Origin of the sequence: Lachnobacterium bovis DSM 14045 (assembly GCF_900107245.1) — a bacterium.
GTDB classification, from domain to species: domain Bacteria; phylum Bacillota; class Clostridia; order Lachnospirales; family Lachnospiraceae; genus Roseburia; species Roseburia bovis.
This window is the reverse complement of record NZ_FNPG01000008.1, coordinates 103538-129487: the sequence shown is the minus strand read 5'-3', so window position 1 is coordinate 129487 and position 25950 is coordinate 103538. Positions and strand designations below refer to the sequence as shown.

The following is a 25950-nucleotide window of genomic DNA, read 5'->3' as shown; positions in this document are numbered from 1 at the left end:
GGGTGGGATTCGAACCCACGTGCCCTTGCGGACAAACGGTTTTCAAGACCGCCTCGTTATGACCACTTCGATACCTCTCCGTGTCTTGCTCAGTGCAGGTATTATAATATCACTTTACCATTACATTGTCAACACATTTTTTGATTTTTTTTATTTTTATTTTTTATCATTTTTCTATTATATTGTATAACTTTAAAATGACAATATAATGCAATATGTGTTCTCTGATTCAAAGTGTTTTCTTTATTCTATATTTTTTATGTTCTATATTTTTCGTTTTATGTTTGTTTTTCGTGTTCTATTTATCATTCTGTTTTGTGTTCTATCTATTATTCTGTATCTATTACTTTTAAAAAACACTCTGTCACTATCATATCCTCAGGTGTTGTGACTTTAATATTTTTATAGTCGCCTTCTGATATAATTATTCTTTGATTATTATAGTTTTCTAGAATCATGGCATCATCTGTTATTGTTGGAAGATTCTTATTATTTTCTTTTATTTTATTTATTATATTTTCATAGGCTGATTTAATCATATTAAGTTCAAACGATTGTGGTGTTTGAATTTGCCACAATGCATTTCTATCTAATGTAGACTCTATATAACCATTTTTCACTATTTTAATAGTATCCTTTACTTTTACGGCTGTTACAATTGCATCATGCTTTATTACATTTGAAATGCAGTTATTTATGACAGACTGACTTATAACAGGGCGGGCTCCATCATGTATGTGAACATAAATCTTTTCGCCCACATTAACTTTTATAGTTTTTATTGCTTCATAGACAGAATTATAACGTTCTTTACCACCTGGCACAATTTTTTTTACCTTCTCAAGATTATATTTTTTAATTATTTCTTCTTTACAATAATTTAGATCTTCTTTGCGGGTCACTAAAATTATTTCTGAAATTTGCGGATTCTTTTGAAAAGCATTAAGGCTATAATACAATATTGGTTTTTCATTTATTTTAAGATATTGTTTGGGTATATCACTCTTCATTCTACTTCCTTTTCCAGCTGCCAATACAATTGCAACATGGGTGATGGTGTTATTGTTCATTTTTTTCTCCTTATTTAATATTTTTCTTTTTTTATAAATTCTCGTTTTTATATTATATTGGTTAATTTTTCGTTTTGTTCAGTTGTTATTTTGTATATTATTATTTTATTTGTGTTGTTGTTTATTGTTTTATTATATTTGTAATGATTTATATTATTTCTTAATTTTATAGTTGTTGTTTTCATATGCAAGTTATTTTTTCTTAAAAAATAAAGCCAAACCTTCGCCATTTAATAGCGTGGTTTCGGCTTTATTTCACACCTCTTTAAATAGAATCTAAAATTGGTAATGCTAAAAATTGGCACTTCAACAACTTAATTAGTATATCTATTTAATTTTATTGGATATATTTAGCGTTCGCCTAGTTTTAAATTTGGTATAGCATTCAATGTGAGATCGTCGCGTTTTCCATTTATAAACTCATAGTATGCTGCCACACCAATCATTGCTGCATTATCTGTGCAAAAAATAGGTGATGGATGATAGAATTCTACGCCTTTTTCCTGGCAGAGCTTTCGTAGCGCTTCCCTGATATTTCCGTTTGAAGCCACACCACCTGCTATCGCAAACTTATCCATTTTATACTCATCTATTGCATTGCGGACATGATCAACTAGAACATCCGTAACTGCGCATTGGAACGATGCTGCTACATCTGCTTGATTAATTTCAATATTTTTCATTTTACAGCCATTTAGGTAGTTTAATACTGCTGATTTTAGGCCACTAAAACTAAAATCGTATTCTCCGTCTACGATTTTTGCTCGTGGAAAATCAATTGATTGTGGGTTTCCTTCATGAGATACTTTCTCAATCTTTGGTCCGCCTGGATAACCTAAACCAATAGCTCTTGCGACTTTATCAAAAGCCTCTCCTGCTGCATCGTCTCTTGTTTTTCCAAGAATTTCATATTTACCGTAATCTAATACTTTAACTAAATGAGTATGACCTCCTGATACAACTAAGCACAAGAAAGGAGGTTCTAATCCTTTATTTTCAATAAAATTTGCACAAATATGGCCTTCAATATGATGAACTCCTAATAAAGGTTTTTTGGCTGCATATGCTAATGCTTTTGCTTCTGCGACACCTACTAATAATGCTCCAACTAGACCCGGCCCATATGTTACGCCTATTGCATCAATTTCATCAAGTGTTGTATCTGCATCTTTTAATGCTTGCTCAATTACCTGATTAATTCTCTCTATATGGTTTCTTGACGCTATTTCTGGAACTACGCCTCCATATAATGTATGAATATCAATTTGCGATGATATAACATTAGATCTTACATTTCTTCCATTTACAACAACTGCTGCTGCTGTTTCATCGCATGAACTTTCTATTGCTAATATTTTTACTTCTTTTTCCATTTTTACACTTCTTACTCTTATTGTTATTTTTTAGTTACATTGGTGTTGGTTTTTATTTGTGTTGTGTGTTGTAGCTTTTATTGCATCTGTTTTTGTTGATTTATTCTTGTATTGTTGAGCTTTTATCTATTTTGTACCAAACTAAAATCTTCCATTGATTGTTTTTATCTTTTCTTAAAACGTAGGTTTGGAAGGTTTTGGCGAAACCTTTTCCTTCTTTCATAAAATATGATGCATCGACATAAGCAATTTCTTCCCCTTTATCTTCTTTATACATAACATCATTGCTGCTGCAGACTGTTGACTGCTTAATTGTTCTCGATTCATCTTTATATTTTTTTATATCACTTCTTATAGAAGAATAATATGTGTCTAGTGGATTCTTTTTCTTTAGGTCATCATCAAACAATTCTAATGATTTTTTACAAAGCTTTTTCACCTGACTTTTAGTCGGATTTTCATTGTAATAACACTCTAGGATTTTGTTATAATGTTTGACAACTTCACGAGGTGTTTTGGGATATTGTTTTTGCAAATCTTTATTTATAACCTCATCGATTTTTGTGAGATTTACACTCTTTTCAACATCATCATTTTTGTTTTTTGACAAACCAAAAAAAGCTCCACATACTATTGCAACTACAAGTACTGCCGCGATAATCCAACCTACTGTTTTTTTCATACTTAATCCTCCTGGAATAATAATTCTTTGGTTTTACCATCTCTTCCCAAATGTGAATTTGGAAAAATATTTCTTACTGCCGGAATATAATTTTCTCCATGAACTAAGGATGGTGAAAAATGTGTCAACCACATTTCCTCAACTTCAGCATCTTTGGCCATTTTTGCTGCTTCATAAAATGTCATATGTTTATATTGTTTTGCTTTTTCTATTTTCTCTTTTTCAGCGTACATACCTTCACATATAAACAAATCTGACTTATGCGCTGCTTTGACTATCGTTTCTGTTGGTCTTGAATCTGTACAATATGTCAATTTTATGCCTTTTCGCTGTGGCCCTAACACCATTTCTGGAGTATATATTCTGCCATCTTCTTCTATTACTTGACCTTTTTGTAATGGATTCCAAAACTTCATTGGTATTTCTTGTTGTTTTGCTTTTTCTACTAAAAATTTTCCTGCTCTTTTTATTTCTACTGAATATCCATAACATGTTACGTTATGATTTACTTTAAAGCCATGAATATGATAACCATTTATATCAAAATATTCATCTTTTTCTGTCATTTCTATGCAATTAATCTGAAATGGCAATCCTGGTGCAATCGATCTTAATGCACTTACTACTTTTGTTAAACCTTTAGGACCTATAATAGTTAGTGGGTCTCTTCGATCTGCATTTCCCATAGTAAGTAATAAACCTGGGAGTCCACTTATGTGATCTGCATGAAAATGCGTAACACATAAGATGTCTATAGGTTTAAAGCTATGCCCTTGCTCTTTCATTGCAATTTGTGTGCCTTCTCCACAATCAATTAATAGACAGCTTCCGTTATATCTAAGCAAAAGTGATGTTAACCATCTTTGTGGCAATGGCATCATTCCTGCTGTTCCTAATAGGCATACATCTAACATTTCTTTCCAACTTTCTAATTTGTTTTTTATTATTACTGCTTATATATTTACATCCATTATATAAGCATCTTCTATTGGCTTCTCGTAAAAATTCTTGCGAACTCCTACTATTTTGAAACCTTGTTTTTCATATGCTTTTATAGCTGGTGTATTTGTTTTTCTAACTTCTAAAATAATTCTAGATACTTGCTTTTTTTGTGCTAATTCTATAATGTTTTCTATAAGCTTAGTTGCAACATGTTTCCTTTGGTGTTGAGGCGAAACTGAAACATTAGTTATTTCTCCCTCATCTAAAGATATATACATTCCAATATATCCGAGTATTTCTTTCTCTTCTTGTGCAACTAAGAATAATGTATCTTTATTAGCTAATGATTCACAAAAAGCATTAGCACTCCAGGGTTGAGCAAAATTAATTTCTTCAATTTTTGCAACCGCTGTCGTGTCCTGTTCTTTCATTTTTCTAATTATCATTTTTAAGTTCCTTAAGAGAAATTTTAATTTTTTATTTAGTATGTTTTTCTATTTAATAAATTTTAAACCTAGCACATTTTGAACTTATTATATTTAAACCTAACATATTTTAAAATCTCTGACTTTTTGTTGTCTTTCTCTTTCTGCCTGAGATAATCTTAAGTAGTTAGGCTTATGTGCACTTGCGCTACATGTTTTTCCCTCTTTAAGAAGCTTCATACCTAAGCAAGCTACTGATGCAGCTCTTTGTTCATTCATACTTACTGGCGCAAACATAAATGGCACTTTTATATTTTGTTCAATATAATCTTTAAATGTTTTTACTCCGTCTCCTAAAAAGATTACTTCTTGGCCAATCTCATTTATTTGGTCAATCATTTCTTCAATTTTTACTACGCATTGCTTTTGAATTACTTCTATATCACAGTTAGCATTTTTGCTGTCTGCTTTGTTTTTTCTTTGAAATAATCCAGTATAAGCTTGTTGTCTTCTTGCGTCCATCAATGGACAAATCAATGAATCTGTTGGCCAAACATTCCACGCTAATGCTTCAACTGTTGGTACTTCTACTATTTTTTTGTTGAGTGCTAATCCAATTCCTTTGGCTGTTGCAGAACCTATTCTTAATCCTGTAAATGATCCTGGTCCTTCTGAAATTGCTATTGCATCAATTTCTTCTAAGTCTAATTCTAGCATTTTTACGACTTCGTCAATCATTGGTAAAAGTGTCTGAGAATGTGTTTTTTTATTGTTTATTGTATATTCTCCTAAAACTTTCTCTTCATCCACTACTGCTACAGACGCAACCATGCCTGAACTGTCAATTGCTAATAACTTCATTTCTAAAACCTCTTACTTCTATAGGTCGTTTATAGTGATTTTCCTATAATCGAAACCTTTTTCTAAATCTTTTTCTATTATAATCTCTTTTCTATGTTCTGGAAGAATTTCTTCAATCAAGTTGGACCACTCTATCATGGTTAAACCCTCACCATAGAAATAATCCTCATAGCCTATTTCTTCCATTTCTTCGACATCACCTATTCTGTACACATCAAAATGATAAAATGGCATTCTACCATCATCGTACTCTTGTACAATTGTGAATGTCGGACTATTGATTGGTTCTTCAATTTCTAGCCCTTTTGCCAGACCTTGCGTGAACACAGTTTTTCCTACACCTAAATCTCCTATAAGTGTATAAACTTCACCTTTTTTGGCCTTTTCTCCAATCTTTTTTCCTAATTCAAATGTTTCTTCTGCAGAATTTGTCTCTATTACTACCATTATTGCTCCTTATGCCTTATGTGGTTTCATACTAACACGATATTTTTCTAAGTTTTCATTTACAACTTTAAAAATATCTCCATAAATATCTTCTACTTGTTTTCTTGGAATAACGTATGCGTTCACTCTTGTTGAATAAATTAAAATATTAGTTTTAGTTGCCACGACTTTATATACACATTCCCATGGCAAGAGTGCTTCTTCGTCACCACACTGAACTTTTACGCCCTCTTCAGATAAAATATACTGAATTTCTCCTGCCAAAACTTCGTTCTTTTTTAGTGCCACTTCTGCACGTCTATAAAGAGTAATCGGCAAATAAAATAGAAATAATAATCCTATTGCAAATGTTAGTATTGTTTTTTGTGGTGTAACTTTTCCTAAATTATAAAATCCTACCACAATAACAAAAACAGCTACAATAATAGACAATATTCCTTGGAAACTTGTATAAATCTGATACATATTAAATTTAAATAAATTCTCTCTTTTTAGTTGTGTTTTAAATTCTACTCTCATTTGTCTTCTGCTAATTATTAGCTTTTCCTTTCCTAATTTTTTTAATAGGATCTTACTCAAAACAAACTATTCCATGTTTATTATATCATTTGTATATTAAAAAGAAAAGATACGAGAAATCGATGGGTATATTAATCTTATAAAATTAAAAACTCCTATGCTATTTATTTTTTAGCATAGGAGTGTAAATTTTTATTTTATTTTTTATTACTGTTTCATGTTATCATTATTGTTGTTATTGTTTTGTATTAAATACTCACTTTATTATTAGTGTCTTCCTTTTAATAGTGGAGATAATGGTTTATATACAAAAACTGTTATTATAACGCAAATCATAGCTTTAACAAATGTAAATGGTACATTAAATACCAATAAGCATTGACTAATATTTTTTACAGCTGGGCAAATCACTTGATACATTTTTACAATGGCTGCCTCTGATAAGAAATTATAATATGCAGGATAAACTATAAAATAATTGATTGGAAAACTTAATATTGCCATTATCGCTGCTCCAACTAGTGATGCAACTATAGCTGTCTTTTTCGTTTTGTTCTTATTATAAATAATACCTGCTGGTACTACAAATGCTATTCCTAACAACGCATTTGATAGCTCACCTATTCCAAATGTCTGTGAAAATGGCAAGTGTAATAAGTTCTTGATTACTTCGATTAATAATCCTGCTATTGGGCCAAATGTAAAGGTTCCAATTAATGCTGGCAAATCAGAAACATCTAGTTTTATAAAACTAGGCATTAAAATAGCTGGAACTTCTATATACATTAGCACAAATGCAATTGCTGATAACATTGCTACAGAGCATAATGCTCTAACTGATATTTTTGATTTTTTTTCTCTATAAGTATTATCCATTTCTTATACGATCATATTTGATATGATCTTCTCCTTCCTTTGCAGAACGAAGTCTTCAAAAAATGCCCTAATACATTATCTGTACCAGGGCATTAAATATTCTTAAAATAATTTTTATCGCAATTGAAAAAACACCTATAATGTTGTTTCTTGCTTATCTTCTTCCATCCAGACTTTACTGTCGGTTTTGGAATTGCACCAAATCAACTCTAACGAGCTCGCGGACTTTACCGCCGGTCGGGAAATTAACCCTGCCCTGAAGACTTTATTCTTTTATTTTTTCTTACACTTTCATGCGGTTGCATTACTATTTACTCTAAGATGATATTATATCATCTCTATAAAAAAGTCAAACATTTTTTATAATTTCATAGACAATTGTATTCTTTTTTTCTTAACATCTACACTTAACACTTTTACATCAACAACATCTCCTACACTTATAACTTCTAGAGGATGCTTTATATATTTATCACATATCTCTGATATATGAACTAAGCCATCTTGATGAACTCCTATATCAATAAATGCTCCAAAATCTATTACATTTCGTACTGTTCCTTTTAGAATCATTCCTGGTTTAAGATCGTCTAACTCTAAGATATCACTTCTTAAAATTGGTTTAGGCATATCTTCTCTTGGGTCTCTCGCAGGTTTTTCTAATTCTTTTACAATATCTTGTAATGTCATTTCTCCTATATTGAGTTCTTTTGCTAATTCACCATAGTTTTTTATTATAGTATGAAGTGAACCTAACTTTCTTTCTTTGATATCTTCTTTTGTATAGCCTAAAGATTTTAAAAGAGTTGATGCTGCTTCATATGATTCCGGGTGAACTGCAGTCGAGTCTAATGGATTATCACCATCTAGTATTCTCATGAAACCTGCACATTGTTCATATGCTTTTGGTCCTAGTTTTGCGACTTTTAATAATTGTTTTCTATTAGTAAACTTACCATTTTCCTCTCTGTACGCAACAATATTTTTTGCTACAGCTTTTGAAATTCCTGAGACATATTCTAATAGAGAAACTGATGCTGTATTTAAGTCAATTCCAACTTTATTAACGCAATCTTCTACAACATTTCCTAAGGCTTCACTTAAATTCTTCTGATTCATATCGTGCTGATATTGTCCAACGCCAATCGATTTTGGATCAATTTTTACAAGCTCTGCGAGTGGATCCTGGAGACGTCTTGCCATTGATGTTGCACTTCTTTGTCCTACGTCAAAATTAGGAAATTCTTCTGTTGCCAATTTACTTGCTGAATAAACTGACGCTCCTGCTTCGTTTACAATAATATATTGAACATCTTTTTGAATTTCTTTAATGATGCCAACAATTATTTGTTCTGATTCTCTTGATGCTGTTCCATTTCCTAATGATATTAATGAAACATTGTATTTTTCAATTAATCTTTTTATTATTATTTTCGTTTCTTCTACTTTATTTTGTGGAGCTGTTGGGAAAACTACTGTTGTATCTAACACTTTTCCTGTTGGATCAACAATTGCAATCTTACAACCTGTTCTAAAAGCTGGATCCCATCCTAATACAACTTTTCCTGCAATTGGAGGTTGCATTAGCAATTGTTCTAAATTTTTACCGAATACTTTTGTAGCACTTTCTTCAGCTTTTTCTGTACAATCATTTCTGATTTCTCGTTCAACCGATGGTGCAATTAGTCTGTCATATGCATCTTCTATTGTTTCAGTTAAAATATTTTGTATTTCATTATTTGATGTATGAATTATTTGTTTTTTTAGGTAATTAATAATTTCATCCTTTGGTGCTTCTATTTTTATGTTTAATATTTTTTCTTTTTCACCACGATTGAGTGCTAAAACTCTGTGCCCTGGAAGTTTATTTAATGGCTCCACGTGGTCGTAATATTTTTCATAAACCGATTCTACTTCTTCATCCTTTGCTTTTGATGTAATAAGTCCTTTTTCAAAAGTAGTTTTTCTTATTTTTTCTCTATATTTTGCGTCCTCTGAAATGCCCTCAGCAATTATATCTTTTGCGCCATTTAAGGCATCTTCTAGTGTTTCTACTTCTTTTTCAGCATTAATATATTTATTAGCCTCTTCTAATATATTGGTAGAATTATTTTGAAGCAAAATAATATTGGCTAATGGCTCTAAACCTTTTTCTTTAGCTATTGTTGCTCTTGTTCTACGTTTTGGTCTGTATGGACGATATAAATCATCTACTGCTATTTGTGTTTTTGCTGCTTTAATCTTTTGTTCAAGTTCTGGAGTTAATTTTTCTTGTTCACTTATACTTTTTAATACTGTTGCTTTTTTCTCTTCTAGATTGCGAAGATAAGTTAATCTTTCGTATAAATTTCTAAGTACCTCATCATTAAGTGCTCCGGTAACTTCTTTTCTGTATCGCGCAATAAAAGGAATTGTGTTTCCTTCATCAATAAGTTTTACTGTTGCAAGTACCTGTTCTTTTCTGATTTGTAGTTCCTGTGCAATTTCTACAATTATATCCATTATAGTCTCCTTATATTTTTACTTTTAATTCATCAACTATTTTTCAAGTTTTGATAAAATCTCATTTAATATTTCATCTGCGACTTCTTCTTTAGTCATCAGCTCTAACTGTCTTGTTGCATCCTTTGTTATAAATGTTACAACATTTGTATCTGTCCCAAAACCTGCGCCTTTTGTTTTTAAATTATTTGCAACTATTAAATCTGCATTTTTGCGTTCGAGTTTTGCTTTAGAATTTTCTATCATATTTTCTGTTTCCATGGAAAAACCACATAAAAATTGATTAGCTTTTTTATTTTGACCTAAATATTGTAAAATATCATCTGTTTTTTCTAATTCTATAACATTTGATGAATTTTTTTTCTTTATTTTTTCATCTTTAGGATTTTTAGGACGAAAATCTGCCACTGCTGCCGCCTTGATTATTATATCCTGACTTGGTGCTAATTTTTTGACCGCCTCAAACATATCTTTTGCACTTGTTACATCTATTTTATCCACAAAATTTACATCTGATAACGATGTTTTTCCACTTACTAATGTTACTTTTGCACCTCGCTGCATCGCAACTTTTGCTAAGGCATAGCCCATTTTTCCAGTAGAATGATTGGTTATATATCTGACTGGATCTATTTTTTCTTGGGTGGAACCTGCTGTAATCAAGATTTTTTTTCCTTTTAAATCTTTTTCTCTTGCTATTGTTTTTAAAATATATTCTTTTAAAAATTCTGGTTCTGGCATCTTACCTGCACCTGTATCTTTGCACGCTAAATAACCACATACCGGTTGTATTATTTCATAGCCATAGTGTTCTAGTTTTTTTAAATTATCTTGAACTATTGGGTTTAAAAACATGTTTGTATTCATTGCTGGTGAAATAATTTTAGGTGCTTTAGTCGCCATAATTGTTGTACTTAACATATCATCAGCTATTCCATTTGCAATTTTTCCTATTATATTTGCTGATGCTGGCGCAATCATAAATATATCTGCTTTTTTAGCCAATGATATATGTTCTACTTCATAATTAAAGTTTCTATCAAATGTATCTACTATACATTTATTGCTTGTTAATGTTTCAAAAGTTATTGGTGTTATAAAATTAGTCGCATTTTTTGTCATTATTACATGTACATCTGCATGTAATTTAACCAATGAACTTGCTAAATTTGCAATTTTATATGCTGCTATACTCCCCGTAACTCCTAAAACTATAGTTTTGCCTTTTAACATAATTTAAATCTCCTCTTTTGATACTTCTCAACTATTATATCATGATTAGATAAATTTTTTAATAAAATTCCTTCGTGACAAATTCAACACGGCTCACTTTAAAAAGAGACGACCGAAGCCGTCTCTTAAAACCTAGTTTTTATACAAATAGATATTCTATTATCTATTTTTTTTGTTTTCTTTTTTTGTTTTTTCTTTTTTAGTTTTTTCTTTTTTAGTTTGGTTCGATGACTTTTTAATTTTAAATTTCTTAGTCACTTTACCTTTATATTTACCTTTTCCGGTTATAACTACTGTGGCAGTTCCTTCTTTTTTATTATTCTTGTAGCTTACTGAATAATCTTTGCCTTTTTTAAGAAGTTCATCTTTATAAAATACTGCTACTGATGGTTTTATTGATTTACCTGTGTAAAGCTGTGTTGGAATATCACTGACTTCGGCATCCTTTAAATCAACTTTTACTTTTTTATTTTCTTTTGCTACAGTAACTTTGTACTTATCTGAAAATGTCTCATTTCCTGCATTGTCTACAGATTTTACTACTATTTCATCTCCATCTTTCAACATAAAGTTACCTTGATATTCTTGATATTCGCCACCGTTCACTGAATAATAAACTTTAGCTGTATCAACATCTGCTGCTGCTAAAATCACTTTACCATTTTCATCAATATTTACTACAGGTTTTTCTGGTGCTTTTGTATCAAGTTTAACTTTTACTACTTTTTGTGCAACCATTCCACCAATATTTGATGCTGTTATTGTAAAGTAATTATCGCCTTCTTGTAATTTAGCATGATAATCAATTTTGTAATCAGCTTTTCCTTCACACATATCCATTGATCTGTATAGTACTTTTTGATTTAATGAAACTTCTATGTTGTTATATGTATCTGTAACATTTCCTTTGATTACGTAATTTGAATTATTTGTGTATACTACACCATCCTCATTCTTTACGTATACATCTTTATCATGTGATATATTCAAATCTGTTCCATTTTGCTGATTTACATTTTTAGTTTGTGCATCAACTATATTAGTAATATTAATTTGTGGTGCATATTTACTATAATAAAGTCTATATGCATAATTTGAATATAATTTTTCTACATTTCCATCTGGTTTTACATCAGCTGCGTAGATATATACTCTATTTAATCCATCATTAAGTGGTATTGTATGAGTAAATGTTCCGTCTTTATTTACTTTTACAGGTGTTTCACCAATTTTGAATACACTTGGCTCAAAATTTACTTTTCCTTCAATAGTATAAGTTCCATCATTATTTAATTTTGATGGATTTAATTTCATCACTGATGAGAAATTCTCTGATGTCATCTTAAATGAAAGATTAAAGAATTTCTTTGCATCACTTACTGAACCATGATAAACATAATAATCATACTCAGCTTCATTACCTGCTACATCTTTTACATGGAACACATACAAATCATAATCTTTTGATTTATCTTTTAAAAGAATATCTGTAATAAACTGTCCCTTAGCTGTGTCTTTAATCAACTGTTCTTTTGTGATATCTGACACTGCTTCAATACTAAATTCATTTTCATCATTAGCTTTAACTCGAGCATTAATCTTATCTGCCCCGTTATCTGCAACATATATCAAATTAACTGTTGCATTATTTGATGTCTTCTTGTCTGTAGTTACAACCTTTGCTGAGCTATCTTGTAAATCAACATCTACCGTTGGAGCTTTTTTATCTTTTGCCTCAACTTTTACTTTATATGTCTTTTCAAATATTGATTTATTATCCTTTGTTGCTTTTACAACAATAGTGTTATCACCTTTTACTAATGCAACATCACAAGTAAAGTTTGTTCCAGATACTGTTGCATTTGAAACAGTTCCATCTGCTGTTGTCATTGTAAGTGCTGAACCTGCTGGTAGGCTTCCTGTAAATGTATAAACACCATCTTTTTCAACAGTCATTTGATCTTCTAAATTATCAAAAGTTACTGTCTTAATTTTACTTGGAATGAATATACTATAATTATCTGAAATATTACCTGCATTATCTAATCCCATTACATATAAATAATTTTCTTTTCCTTGATTCTTGTTAACCTGTTGTGTAATATCGTATGTATATGTTTTTGTTCCATCAGCGTTTTCTATACTATCTAAATCTTTTAATAGAACTTTTTGGCCTTCTTTTTGATTCTTACTACCAACTGCAACATACATTTGACCTGCTAAACCTGAACTATCATCTGATCCAGTAATATATGCGTAGTATTTGTCACCAATTTTTCCAACTGTTGTAGAAATTACAGGTTTAACTGTGTCTACTTTAATTGGAATTTTAAGTTCTTGTGCATCTGTTTCTGCAAAACCAATATTTGCTTTTATAACAAAATAATATTGACCATCTTTTACTGTTACAGGCTTACCTGTGGCTTGATTATATACGGTTCCATCCCAACCAATCTTATTATTGATTAATGTTGCAAAAGATCCTTGTCCTTCATGTTCTAATGTTGATTTTTGAATATAATCAATTGTTCCTAAATCCGATACAAGAGCACCATTAGCATCTTCGATTCGCATTGACATTTGATTAGCATTTCTAAGCATTGTTAAATATGGATAAGCACTGTCTAATACTCCATCATTATTTGGAGAAATTGAAATATAGTCTTTGTTAATTTTTCCTTCATTTTGTGTTGCAAAATAATCTTCTCCAAGATAAGTATTATTACCATCTGTCAATCCTGTTTTTCCATAATATGAATCTTTTTCATAAATTGGACTGTCAATTATTTTTTCTGTTCCCCAGTTGCCATAAAAGCCTAAAACTGGCATTCCTAAGCTGATTCCTTCTGTATTTTCAAAATGTAAAAATGATTCAACATAAGAATTTTCTGTGTAATCTTTTGTCAAATGTAATGTTGCTGTTACAGTTACTTTTCCTTTTTTAGGAACTGTTATCTGACTTTGATTATATGTTACACTGGCTCCTTGTACCTCTTTAATGACATCTTCATTAGAGTCGCTAACACCATTTATATATACTTTATCTGGAGCAAAATTATATGTTTCTTTTTTAGAACCATAGTTTGTAAAAGTAATATCAAAGTTTACATCTTTTGTTCCTTTTGGAATTTGTCTTAATTCAACACAAGCTTCTCCTTTATATGTAGCAGTAACATTTACTTCAGTAGCGCCCGCTACATCAAGTAAGCCTGCACCTTGATATCTTACTGAATATGGTGTCTGTGAATTTTTATTAATTACAGGTTTTGCAGTGTTCATTATAACTTCTTTCATGAAGTCAACATTTTTGCTTCCTGCAAATGAAAGTTTTCTTTTATTCATTGACTGTTTGATAAGAGCTTCTGCTCCTGCAACATATGGTGATGCCATTGAAGTGCCACTCATGTACTGATATCCTGCTTTTCCTGAATTTAAGGAATAAATCATTCCACCAGGAGCTGAGATTTCTGGCTTAATATCTAATGTTGGTGTTGGACCCCATGAAGAAAAATCAGACATTTCTTCTTTGTTTTGTCCGGCATTTACATTTTCTTTAAAATCTTTTCCTTGTGCAAACGAATAGCCTGTTGCTCCATTATCTTTCATATTTTTTAACAATTCCTTACCAGCATTGTTTGAAATTGAAACAAATGGAATTTTACTATCAACACTTGGTGCAATATATGCATTTGGATATGCATCTGAATTATATAAAACAACTCCGATAGCTCCTGCATCTATTGCATTTGCTGCCTTTTGTGTAAAAGTAATATCACCACGTTTGATTACTGCAATTTTTCCTTTTACATCTACTTTTTCACATTCTTCTTTATTTCCCTTGCCACAATCTACGAGTTCATATGTGTCTTTTAAGTCACTCCATTTCTTATCTCCATCTACTGTTGTAGCTGGATAAGAGCCAATTTCTTTACCGTTTTGTTTGATTTTTAATACATCCTGGTAAACACTATTGTTGTTATATGAAGCAACTGACAAAGAATTTTTATACGCTGAAGGTGAACCTATCATTGCATCATCTACTAAATTTATAGCTTCTTTATAAGAAGTATTATCACCTCTTAGTGAATCACTTGTTCCTGAGTTTCCAGCTGAAATGGCTGATACTACACCTGCTTGATATGCTTTTTCTACTGCTGCTTCTATAAAATCTGCGTCAGTATCAAAACCACTATCTGAGCCTAAACTCATGTTAATAACGTCTGCATCTAATTTTACTGAATCTTCTATAGCTTTTACTATATCATCAGTATAAGCACTTGAGTTATTTGGATCTGCTGTAAATACTTGCATTCCGATAACCTGTGCCTTTGGTGCTACACCTTGTATAGATTCCATTCCATCATTTGGTTTTCCATTTGCGGCAGTAATACCTGCAACGTGATAGCCATGAGTTGAACGATCATTTAATACTTCATCGTTTCCATTGCTATAGCTGTATCCGAATGGAACTTTTTTTGAATAATATTTTCCATATCCTAATAATTTTATTTGGTTTTCCCACCATGATTTAGAGTGTTTTGTTTTGACATTTTTCTCTAATGCCATATCTTTATGTTCATAGTTTACTCCAGTATCTATTATGGAAACTACAACACCTTCACCTTGATAGCCTGTTTTTTTGCCATTTTTCCATGCATTTAAAACATTTCCTATTTCAAGTGCAGAATCCATCTCTGTTTTTACTGAAGAAGCTTCATAAACATTTTTTACACCCTTTAGGGATTTGATTTGATCAATATAGCCTCGAGCAGCTTCTATTGAAAAACTGTTCACAAGATATGATGATTGATTAATAACCGATGCTCCTGTTAACTCCTCAACTTTTTTGATTACATCACTTTGATTATTCTTTACTTCTTTTTCAATTTTTTTAGTCTGATTTGTGTAATCATCATCTTTTGTTTTTTCAATTGCAGGTTCTTCATTTAACTCTACAATTATTCGAACTACTTCTTTGGGATCTTTTTTGTCTTCTTCTTTACTTAATTTGTTATTTGAATTTGATAAAACCGAAAGTGCTGTTTTATTCAAATCTTCAATCGTTTTACTGTCAGTCGTTTTCTTTTCTCCCTGCTGTGCATATACAGGTACTTTATTGAATCCAGCTGAAGTAACAACAACTCCTAAAGCAAGCGCAATTGCACTTACTTGCTTAAAAGTTTTCCTAAAAGCTTTTTTCATAAACTGTCCTCCTCTTCCTAAAGTGTATTACTTTTCTAGCAACTCGTTTGAATAGTCGCAAAAAAGTCAAATACCTTTGCTAAAAGTATACAACTTTCTCTTTCATTGTCAATATTTTTTGAATACTTTTTTTTATTTAATAATTTCATTAATTTTATTAACATTCAGAGATATAGCTACATTTTTTTATACTTACATTCTTTTTTAAGATTATTACAGCAAAAAAGCTCTATATCATAATGAAATCTAGCATTTTAGAATCATTTTTATGATATAGAGCCTTTTATTTTAATTATATTAAATACTTATTATTTTGCTAATTCTTCTTTTAAAGCAGCTGTAAGAGCTGGGACTATCTTATGTAAGTCACCAACGATACCGTAGTCAGCAACATCAAAGATTGGAGCATCTTCATCTTTATTGATTGCGATGATAAGATCTGAATCTTCCATACCTGCTGTATGTTGAATTGCACCAGAAATACCAATTGCAAAATATACGTTTGGTCTTACTGTCTTACCAGTCTGTCCTACCTGATAATCCTGAGCCAACCAACCATTCTCTACTACTGCACGTGAACAGCTTACCATTCCGCCTAAAACATCAGCTAATTCTCTTAAATCTTTAAAGCCTTCTTCGCTTCCTACTCCACGACCACCTGATACTAAGATTTTAGCATCCATGATGTTTTCAACGTGTCCTACTGCTTTTACAACTTTAAGAATTTCTACCCATCTTTTTGATTCTTTTAATTCTGGGTTAAATTCAATTACTTCAGCTTTTCTTCCAGCTTCTTTTGGAAGTGCCTGCATAACGCCTGGACGAACTGTTGCCATCTGTGGACGGTTATCTGGACATGCAATTGTAGCAATTGTGTTTCCACCAAATGCTGGTCTTGTCATTAATAACTGATTGTGTTTCTGTTCTTTACCTGGCATTGGATTGATTGGAAAATCACCAATCTCAAGTTTTGTACAATCTGCTGTAAGTCCTGTTTTTACTCTTGCAGAAACTGTAGGTCCAAGATCTCTACCGATTGCTGTAGCTCCAACTAACATAATCTCTGGTTTATATTCATTGATTACTGCTGAAAGTGCTTCTGCGTATGGTTCTGTTCTATATGTTTCAAGAGCTTTATCATCTACAACGATAACTTTATCTGCTCCATGTTCACCTAATTGATCAGCTAAACCTTTTACGTTTGAACCAAGTAATACTGCTGTTACTTCTGTTCCTAAGTCAGCTGCTAATTCTTTACCTTTTCCTATTAATTCATAAGAAATAGAACTAATTTCATTATCTACCTGTTGTGCGTATACGAATACGCCTTTATATTCTTCTAAGCCCATTTTTTTCACCACTTTTCTTTTTTATTCTATTATATAATATGTTTTTCTTTTAATTTGCCTACAAGATACTCTACTGACTCTTTTGGATCAAGAGTTACTTTTTCGCCAGCACCTTTACGTACTTTGTCTGATGCTTTTGCGATTTTTGTAGGAGATCCTTTAAGTCCTAAATCTGAATCATCTACATCTTTAAGATCGTTTCTTCCCCAAATTGTAATATCTTTATCAAATGCATCCCAAATTCCGCCTGGTGTCATGTATCTTGGCTCATTTAATTCTGAAAGTGCTGTAATTAAGCATGGCATTTGAACTTTTAATTCATGATATCTATCTTCATACTGACGTTTTACAACGACTGAATCACCATCTAATTTGATTTCTTCAGCATATGAAATTACTGGAAGTCCTAAATGTTCAGCAATCTGTGGTCCTACCTGAGCTGTATCACCATCAATAGCCTGACGTCCTGTAATAATTAAATCATAATCAATATTTCTAAGTGCGCCTGCAATAGTTGTTGATGTTGCCCATGTATCAGCTCCACCAAGTACCCTATCTGTTACAAGGATTGCATTATCTGCACCCATTGCTAATGCTTCTCTCAATACATCCTCTGCTTTTGGAAGACCCATTGTAAGAACTGTAACCTCTGCGCCAATTTCATCTTTTATTCTAAGTGCTGCTTCAAGTCCAGCTTTGTCATCTGGGTTCATGATAGCAAGCATAGCTGCTCTATCTAAAGTTCCGTCTGGATTAAACTTTACGCCACCCTTTGTATCAGGAACTTGTTTAATACATACTACTATTTTCATGTATCTGTTCTCCTTTATTTTTGTTGATTATGTTAATTGGCAATCGTAAAATTACTTCATACCAACTAACATAAATAATATAATGTACTAAGCTAATAAGTTTCCTGCGATTACCATTCTTTGAACTTCTGATGTTCCTTCGTAAATTTCTGTAATCTTTGCATCTCTCATCATACGTTCTACATCATATTCTCTAATATATCCATATCCACCGAATAATTGTACAACCTCTGTTGTTACAGCCATTGCTGTCTCTGCTGCAAATAATTTTGCTTTTGCTGCTTCTAAAGAATATCTCTTCTGTGTAGCTTTAGCCTGAGCAGCTTTATATACTAATAACTGAGCAGCTTCTACTCTTGCTGCCATATCTGCAAGTTTGAACTGTGTATTCTGCTGTTGAGCAATTGAACGTCCGAACTGTTTTCTTTCTTTTGTGTATTCAATACAACGCTCAAGAGCACCTTCTGCAATACCTAGTGCCTGTGCCGCAATACCAATACGTCCACCATCTAGCGTATGCATTGCAATGCTAAATCCTTTTCCTTGAGCTCCTAATAAGTTATCTTTTGGAATTCTACAATCTTCAAAAATTAATTCGTATGTAGAAGATCCGCGAATACCCATTTTCTTTTCTTTTGTACCAAATGAGAAGCCTGGAGCATCTTTATCAACGATAAATGCTGAGAAGTTCTTTTTCTTTCTTCCTCTCTTATCTTCTGTTACTGATGTAACCGCGATTACGATATAAACATCTGCTTCTTTACCATTAGTAATGAAACATTTTGAACCATTTAATACCCACTCATCGCCATCTAATACTGCTTTTGTCTGAGCACCCTGTGCATCTGTACCAGCACCTGGCTCTGTTAAAGCAAATGCACCAAGTTTTTCACCTGTCGAAAGTGGTCTTACATATTTTTCTTTTTGTTCTTGTGTACCAAATGTCATGATTGGATCAATACAAAGTGATGTATGAGCTGAAACAATAACGCCTGTTGTTGCACAAACTTTTGATAATTCTTCAACGCACATAACATATGTTAAAGGATCGCATCCTTGTCCACCGAATTCTTTTGGTACTGGGATTCCCATGAATCCAAATTTCTGCATTTTAGTAACTGTCTCGCGTGGGAAAACTTCTGTTTCATCAACTTCCTGCGCAAGAGGTTTTACTTCTGTCTCTGCGAACTCTCTGAATAAGTTGCGAGCCATCTCATGTTTCTTGTCTAAAGTAAAATCCATGATTTAATTCCTCCGTTTTTTAATGTTCTGAATTTTTATTTGCTGTAATCGTAGAATCCGATTCCTGTCTTACGTCCTAATTTTCCTGCACGAACCATCTTCTTTAATAATACATGTGGGCGATATTTTGGATCTCCTGTCTCATCATATAAAACGTTCATGATTGCAAGACAGATATCTAATCCGACTAAATCTCCTAATGCTAAAGGTCCCATTGGATGATTAGCACCTAATTTCATAGCTGTATCAATTCCTTCAACTGATGCAACGCCATCTGCATAAATTCCAATTGCTTCGTTAATCATTGGAATTAAAATTCTATTTACTACAAAGCCAGGAGCTTCTTTAACTTCTACTGGAGTTTTTCCGATTTCTTTTGAAATAGCAACGATTTTATCATTAAGATCATCTGGTGTGTTCTCACCCTTGATAACTTCGATTAATTTCATTACTGGTGCTGGATTAAAGAAATGCATACCGATTACTGGTCTGTCTAATCCTGCTCCAATTTCTGTGATTGATAATGATGATGTGTTTGATGCAAAAATACAATCAGCTGGCACAATATCCTGTAACTCTTTGAATGTATCCTGTTTTACTTTCATAACTTCAAGTGCTGCCTCAACAATTAAATCTGCATCAGTACAGATTGTTTTAACACCTGTTGTGATTTTTCCTAAAATTTTATCAGCATCTTCTTGTGCCATTTTTCCTTTAAAAACCATTCTATCTAAAGATTTTTTAATCTTATTTTTTCCGTTTGCTGCAAATTCTTCATTAATATCGCATAAATATACTTCATATCCTTCTGTCTGTGCAAAAGCCTGTGCGATTCCAGAACCCATTGTTCCTGCTCCGATTACTCCTACCTTCATCTTTATTATCTCCTTTTTTATTTCAATTTATTTTTCAAACCAAATTTTGGTAATGTTTTCTTCTTCAGTCAAAAGTTTTGTGATACAAATAGATGTACCACAAAACTTTCTTTTTTAATTAAATATATTAGTTGTATTTTTCAACAACAGTAGCGCAACCCATTCCGCCACCGATACATAATGTTGCAAGGCCTTTCTTAGCATCTTGTCTCTTCTGCATTTCATGAAGTAATGTTACTAAAATACGGCAACCTGATGCTCCAACTGGATGTCCTAATGCAATAGCGCCACCGTTTACATTTACTTTATTCATGTCAAATCCTAAATCGCGAGCTACTGCAACTGATTGAGCTGCAAATGCTTCGTTTGCTTCGATTAAGTCCATATCATCAACTGTTAATCCTGTTCTCTTCATTACATTCTTAACAGCTGCAACAGGTCCAACACCCATGATTGATGGATCTACACCACCCATTGCTCCTCCAACGAATGTAGCCATTGGTGTAACACCAAGTTCTTTTGCTTTTTCTTCAGACATAACAACAACTGCTGCTGCACCATCATTGATACCTGAAGCATTACCAGCTGTAATTAAGCCGCCTTCTTTGCCCGAACAACATTTTAATTTTGCTAATGACTCAGCTGTTGTTCCTGCACGAGGTCCTTCATCTGTATCAATAACAATATCACCCTTCTTACGATCGTGAATAACGTAAGGTACAATTTCATCTTTGAATTTTCCTTCAGCCATAGCTTTTTCACATTTCTGCTGGCTATTTGCTGAGAATTGATCTAACTCTTCACGAGTAATTCCATACTGTTCTGCAACATTTTCGGCTGTAATCATCATGTGATACTGATTGAAAGCATCCCATAATGCATCATTAATCATTGTATCAATTAATTTACCGTTGTTCATACGGTAACCAAAACGTGCTTTATCTAATGCAAAAGGTGCGCGAGACATAGACTCCATTCCACCAGCTACTACGATATCAGCTTGACCAGCCATAATCATATTTGCTGCTTCGTTTACACATTTTAAGCCAGAACCACAAACAACATTTAATGTGATTGCTGGAACTTCAACTGGAAGTCCTGCTTTGATGGCAGCCTGTCTTGCAACGTTTTGTCCAAGACCAGCTTGAATTACGCAACCCATTTTAACTTCATCTACTTGTTCAGGTTTAACACCTGCTCTATTTAATGCTTCTTTGATAACTGCTGCTCCTAAATCTACAGCTGGGACTGAAGCAAACTGTCCACCCATTTTTCCGATAGCAGTACGACAAGCGCCTGCAATTACAACTTTCTTTGCCATGTTCTCTTCTCCTTTTAACGTCATATACCATAATTTTTGTTCTGCTGTTAATTTTTTAACAATTGAATTTTACCACATTCTAGGCCCAAAATCAATTTAAATTATCAGATAATAATGGCTTGACATAGCTTTTTGGTTTTTATTAAATAGCTTTTTGGCAAATTTTTGCACTAATATTTGTTAATTTTTTATCATTCGAAGGTGATTTAATCACTAAAACGTTTTCACTGTTTGTTTGTTTTTTATAGTTTCTTTGCACTTTCTTCATATTTTTTGTTGATTTTGTGGAATTTCGTTTTTTTCGTTTTTTCATTTTGCACCATAGTATACAGTAAATTTATTTAGTTTCTTGTATACAATATACAACTTTGTTCTCAAAAAAATAGGTGCCCGAATCATTAAGTGACTCTGAGCACCTATTTATCTTAATAATTTAAATCAATTTCTATTCCCTTTAAATCTTCGTTCAAAATCTGATTTTCTTTTAATACGCCTTCTATCTGTATCTGAATTTCACTCATTCTCTTGTTTTCATTTTTTTGTCCTTCAATACTACTAATTTGTTTCATAGCATTTGATGAATTAAAAATAACGTCTTCTTTTTCCTTCTCATCTCTTAATTCTCTTGACTTGTCTTTCATATTAGTAGAATTTCTTTGTTCTTCAATCTTTTTCTCTTTTGATTCTTGTATCTCTTTTTGTTTTTCTTTATTCTCTTCATCTATCTTGTTTTTTACTTCGCTAACTAGAAAAGAAACTAAATCCTTATTTGCCAATTCTTTAATTTCATCCGATGCTCTAGAAGCTTTTACCATATTCTGGCTCTTAAGCTCTGTTTGAATAAGGTCTCTTCTAACGTGTGTATATACTTCAAGAATTTTCTTGTTATCTCCTATTTTTGTTTTCGAAACTATCTCTTTTGAATTCAAGGTTAAAATTCTTTTCTGATACTCTGTCAAATCAGCTGTATTTATATTTTTTAGTTTTTCTCTTTCTTCTTCAGAAAAAGAATCATTCGCTAATCCATGCATATTATTTTGGTATTTGCACAACAGATTTAATGTCTTTTGTTCTTCCGAATCGTCTTCAATGCCATATTCTTTCTTTAAAGCTTCTTTTTGTTCCTTTATTTCTTTTATTATCTCGTTTTCGTCATTTATTTCTGTTCTCTTAGATTTCATTTCATCTGAAACCTTTCGTTTAGATTTCTGCAAATCTTCATCTTTCTTCCAGGCATCTGATACCAGCTTCCATGCTTGACGCCTAGCATTGTTTTTCCTGCTTTCAACATTTCTGTCAACAATACCCCTAATATCATCAGCAGCAATTGATTTCAACGGTTCATTATTTTTTCTATTCTGTTTTTTATTATTTTGGGGAGTCACTATGTAGTGTGTGTCATTATGAAGATTGTTTGAACGAATTGTAGTGCTATACATACATATCACCTCCTTTAATTACATGACTACTCCGTAAAAAAATAATAATAGTCATATAGATTATCGGAGGTGATACAAATATCTTTATAGCAAACATTTGATTTTTTTTAAATCAATGTTTAAATCATTTAGTATAAAAATTAATAAAAGACTTGATTACCAATCACAGTGCCTTTAACCCCACCGTAATTCATGCAAAAATACAGACAGTTTATCGTTATTTTGCCTGCTAATACTTCTCTTGCCGCTTGCATACAGCTTGCATCTACCCTGCCACTTTGTAAAACAAGTGCTAGTCTTCCACTTCTTGCAGGTGTAAATTGACCACTTTGATAAATTACTCCTGTTAATGAATTTGGGAATCTAGGGCTATGCACACGATTGATAATTACACTTCCAACCGCTAACTTACCTGCATACGGTTCTCCTCCAGCTTCACATTGAATAATTGCTCCAAGTAAAACTTCTTCTGAAGAACTTACCTGTGTAGGTCCACTTGTGATAGGTGTGCCAGAAGGTTGCGGATTAGGATTTTTCTGCTGTGCTTTTGCAACCTCTTTAGCTCTTTCTTCTTCAAGTTTCTTCTCGTAAGCTTCCATATCTTTAATCTTTTTATCAAGTTCTTTTGATTGATTAACTTGACTATTATATGCATTTTGTGCATTTTGAAGATTGTTTTGTTGATTTTTTATGTTCTCGTTAAGTTGAGACTCCTGTTGTTTTAAAGCTGATTGCTGTTTCCTTAATGTTTCCTGATCTTTCTTTAATTTTTCTTGATAACCGTTTATTTTAGAAAGCTCTTGTTTATATTCTTCTATTGCTTTCTTATCAAAATCATAAATATCTGCCGCAAATTGCATTTTATCCAAAAATTCGGACATGTTTTTAGCATATAGCAATTCTGAGATAGTATTCGAAGATGAATTCTCATATATATATTTGATACGATATTTCATCTGCTCATATCTTTCTTTAGCATCTTCTTTAGCTTTTTCTAATTTTTTTTGGGTATCATTAATATCTTTTTGAACTTTAGATATTTTATCATTAGTATTCTTGATTGAATCAGACACTTTTGCCATCTGATTATTAGAACCATCTAGTTGCTGTTTATGCTGATTCTTCTGCTGTTCTAATTCCTTAGCTTTTTTATCTGATTCTTGTTTCTGTTTAATTAACTCATCTTTAGAAACTGATCCCATGCCTGCAGCGTTGATACTTACAACATTAACGTTACAACTGCAAACTATGCTTAACATTAGTAATGATGTGATTAATTTTTTTCTCATTCCCTACCTATCTTTCTTTCTAGCCTAAATTTCAAGTTACTTTTTCATTCATTTTAAAAAACAGCCGATAAATACAATGTAACTCGTGTATTCTTAAAATAAATTATTCAAATAATATAATAACAGATTGTATGTTTTGTTTCAACCAAGCTAAAAAGAATTTTATACAATACATTTGTAGAAGGAGGAATCAATAGTGCTGTTTGTTCGTTCTGAAAATTTAACACCAAATATGCGACTTGCAAAACCTATTTATAATAAAACCGGTGTTTTGTTATATGAAAGAGACTCAAAAATAACTTCTACAATTATTAGTAGTATTTCAAATTTTGGCTTAATTGGAGTTTATATTTTAGAACCGGCAGAACCCGTTCCACCACTATCTGCTGAAGATATAGAATTTGAAAAAAATCAAACTGTTTTTGTTTTTAGTTACAAGGAATCTCTTGATAATTTAAAAAATGGGAAACTCTCCGATAAATTTAATCCACTTGTTGAACAAATTATTAAGATTTATGGTTCTTTGAATCATCCTATCAATTTTGTACAAAATATGCGCTCCCCTGATGATTATGTTTATAAGCATGGGGTGAGTGTAGCAATTTTGTGTGCATTAATATCTAAATATTTAAAATTAGATTATAGATACCAAAAAACTCTTATTTCTGCAGCATTTTTATCTAATTTTGGTAATCTTTTTATTCCTGACAACATTGCTAGAAAAGGGACCTGGCTGAGTGCCAACGATAAAGAATTAATACAGATCTCCATGGAAAAAGGGCTTGATTATTTAAAGCAACAAGATAAAAAATTACTTTTCCCGATTGATGCCATTGATTTAGTAGAATATTACATTCTTTCTACAAGCAATGATAAAATCAAACCTAAGCCTTCAAAAATGAATGAATACTTATCTAATATTTTAAAAGTTGCTAACGCATTTGATCAATTAACTGCTATGAATATTAATCATACACCTTTATCTGATGTCACTGCAATGAAATTCTTATACGCAGAACAAAACAAATATAGCAAAAAAATTGTTGATGCTCTATCTAAAGTTATTCATATTATGCCAAAAGGAGCTTGTATTGATTTAACTACCGGAGATGCAGCTATTGTTCTTGAAGAAAATAATGAAAATTTTATGAAGCCAGTTATTTTAAGACTTATAGATAACAAAATATACGATTTAAACGATCCTAGGACATATAAATATATTCAAATTTACGACTCTATGAAAACCATGGATAATAGAATAAAATTTGATGATGATACCTTAAAACAGTTTCAATCTGATCCTTATCTAAATTCTATGCTTAGTAAATTTAAAAGATCTAGTTGAACAATTTATTTTAACCATTTTTCGATACATTCGCAGATAAAATAATGCCGACCTCTAATCGTTAGTTTTTAACTAACCTTTAGGGTCGGCACATATATTTTTAGTACATTTTTAGTACATTTTTAGTATAGTCCTTTTTACGTAAG

At 31.9% G+C, this 25950-nt stretch carries 21 protein-coding genes and 1 riboswitch; of the genes, 1 reads left to right on the top strand and 20 read right to left on the bottom strand.

Translation table 11 applies throughout. The annotated features are described in order from the left end of the window. Window positions 1-329: 329 nt before the first annotated feature. The 20 genes from ispD to BLV79_RS04065 form a co-directional block, all read right to left on the bottom strand. Window positions 330-1070: a 2-C-methyl-D-erythritol 4-phosphate cytidylyltransferase gene (gene ispD / locus BLV79_RS04155; protein ID WP_074716409.1), complete on the bottom strand. Its 741-nt coding sequence runs from the start codon at window positions 1068-1070 to the stop codon at window positions 330-332. A 350-nt stretch (window positions 1071-1420) separates the two neighbouring features. Then, window positions 1421-2443 carry a tRNA (adenosine(37)-N6)-threonylcarbamoyltransferase complex transferase subunit TsaD gene (gene tsaD, locus BLV79_RS04150; protein ID WP_074716407.1) on the bottom strand — a complete coding sequence of 341 codons (1023 nt, stop codon included), beginning with the start codon at window positions 2441-2443 and terminating at the stop codon, window positions 1421-1423. Between the two features lie 100 nt (window positions 2444-2543). Then, window positions 2544-3125, bottom strand: coding sequence for a DUF6715 family protein (locus BLV79_RS04145; protein ID WP_074716405.1), 582 nt, complete (start codon window positions 3123-3125; stop codon window positions 2544-2546). A gap of 2 nt (window positions 3126-3127) precedes the next feature. Continuing rightward, entirely contained in the window at window positions 3128-4039 is a 912-nt protein-coding gene (locus tag BLV79_RS04140; protein ID WP_074716403.1) for a ribonuclease Z, read from the bottom strand. Between the two features lie 39 nt (window positions 4040-4078). After that, on the bottom strand, window positions 4079-4513 hold the full coding sequence (gene rimI, locus BLV79_RS04135; protein WP_074716401.1) for a ribosomal protein S18-alanine N-acetyltransferase: 435 nt from the start codon (window positions 4511-4513) through the stop codon (window positions 4079-4081). 99 nt (window positions 4514-4612) lie between these two features. Beyond that, window positions 4613-5353, bottom strand: a complete 741-nt coding sequence (tsaB, locus tag BLV79_RS04130; RefSeq protein ID WP_074716399.1) for a tRNA (adenosine(37)-N6)-threonylcarbamoyltransferase complex dimerization subunit type 1 TsaB — start codon at window positions 5351-5353, stop codon at window positions 4613-4615. Window positions 5354-5371: 18 nt separating this feature from the next. Beyond that, the gene (gene tsaE / locus BLV79_RS04125) at window positions 5372-5800 is read right to left on the bottom strand and encodes a tRNA (adenosine(37)-N6)-threonylcarbamoyltransferase complex ATPase subunit type 1 TsaE (RefSeq protein ID WP_074716397.1); all 429 of its coding nucleotides are present in this window, start codon (window positions 5798-5800) and stop codon (window positions 5372-5374) included. A gap of 9 nt (window positions 5801-5809) precedes the next feature. Beyond that, entirely contained in the window at window positions 5810-6319 is a 510-nt protein-coding gene (locus tag BLV79_RS04120) for a YcxB family protein (RefSeq protein ID WP_074716395.1), read from the bottom strand. A 267-nt stretch (window positions 6320-6586) separates the two neighbouring features. After that, window positions 6587-7195 (bottom strand): ECF transporter S component, encoded by a 609-nt coding sequence (locus BLV79_RS04115; protein WP_074716393.1) that lies wholly within the window; start codon window positions 7193-7195, stop codon window positions 6587-6589. Between the two features lie 152 nt (window positions 7196-7347). Next, window positions 7348-7463: riboswitch (FMN riboswitch) on the bottom strand. A 92-nt stretch (window positions 7464-7555) separates the two neighbouring features. After that, window positions 7556-9697, bottom strand: a complete 2142-nt coding sequence (locus BLV79_RS04110; RefSeq protein ID WP_074716391.1) for a Tex family protein — start codon at window positions 9695-9697, stop codon at window positions 7556-7558. Window positions 9698-9733: 36 nt separating this feature from the next. Then, window positions 9734-10930, bottom strand: coding sequence for a bifunctional phosphopantothenoylcysteine decarboxylase/phosphopantothenate--cysteine ligase CoaBC (gene coaBC, locus BLV79_RS04105; protein WP_074716389.1), 1197 nt, complete (start codon window positions 10928-10930; stop codon window positions 9734-9736). A 159-nt stretch (window positions 10931-11089) separates the two neighbouring features. Continuing rightward, the gene (locus BLV79_RS04100) at window positions 11090-16132 is read right to left on the bottom strand and encodes a S8 family serine peptidase (RefSeq protein WP_074716387.1); all 5043 of its coding nucleotides are present in this window, start codon (window positions 16130-16132) and stop codon (window positions 11090-11092) included. Window positions 16133-16440: 308 nt separating this feature from the next. Then, window positions 16441-17481, bottom strand: coding sequence for an electron transfer flavoprotein subunit alpha/FixB family protein (locus BLV79_RS04095; RefSeq protein ID WP_074716386.1), 1041 nt, complete (start codon window positions 17479-17481; stop codon window positions 16441-16443). A 29-nt stretch (window positions 17482-17510) separates the two neighbouring features. Beyond that, window positions 17511-18293: an electron transfer flavoprotein subunit beta/FixA family protein gene (locus tag BLV79_RS04090; protein WP_074716384.1), complete on the bottom strand. Its 783-nt coding sequence runs from the start codon at window positions 18291-18293 to the stop codon at window positions 17511-17513. A gap of 87 nt (window positions 18294-18380) precedes the next feature. After that, window positions 18381-19535, bottom strand: a complete 1155-nt coding sequence (locus BLV79_RS04085; RefSeq protein ID WP_074716382.1) for an acyl-CoA dehydrogenase — start codon at window positions 19533-19535, stop codon at window positions 18381-18383. A 35-nt stretch (window positions 19536-19570) separates the two neighbouring features. Beyond that, window positions 19571-20410: a 3-hydroxyacyl-CoA dehydrogenase family protein gene (locus BLV79_RS04080; RefSeq protein ID WP_074716380.1), complete on the bottom strand. Its 840-nt coding sequence runs from the start codon at window positions 20408-20410 to the stop codon at window positions 19571-19573. Window positions 20411-20537: 127 nt separating this feature from the next. Next, window positions 20538-21731 (bottom strand): acetyl-CoA C-acetyltransferase, encoded by a 1194-nt coding sequence (locus BLV79_RS04075; protein ID WP_074716378.1) that lies wholly within the window; start codon window positions 21729-21731, stop codon window positions 20538-20540. Between the two features lie 142 nt (window positions 21732-21873). Further along, window positions 21874-21999, bottom strand: coding sequence for a hypothetical protein (locus BLV79_RS13160; RefSeq protein WP_278320454.1), 126 nt, complete (start codon window positions 21997-21999; stop codon window positions 21874-21876). Window positions 22000-22156: 157 nt separating this feature from the next. Continuing rightward, complete coding sequence (locus BLV79_RS04070) at window positions 22157-23170, bottom strand: hypothetical protein (RefSeq protein ID WP_074716377.1); 1014 nt, start codon at window positions 23168-23170, stop codon at window positions 22157-22159. Window positions 23171-23310: 140 nt separating this feature from the next. After that, window positions 23311-24459 (bottom strand): cell wall hydrolase, encoded by a 1149-nt coding sequence (locus tag BLV79_RS04065; protein WP_074716375.1) that lies wholly within the window; start codon window positions 24457-24459, stop codon window positions 23311-23313. 196 nt (window positions 24460-24655) lie between these two features. On the opposite strand from BLV79_RS04065, the gene BLV79_RS04060 reads away from it, so the two are divergent. Beyond that, on the top strand, window positions 24656-25804 hold the full coding sequence (locus tag BLV79_RS04060) for an HD-GYP domain-containing protein (protein WP_074716373.1): 1149 nt from the start codon (window positions 24656-24658) through the stop codon (window positions 25802-25804). Window positions 25805-25950: the final 146 nt, after the last annotated feature.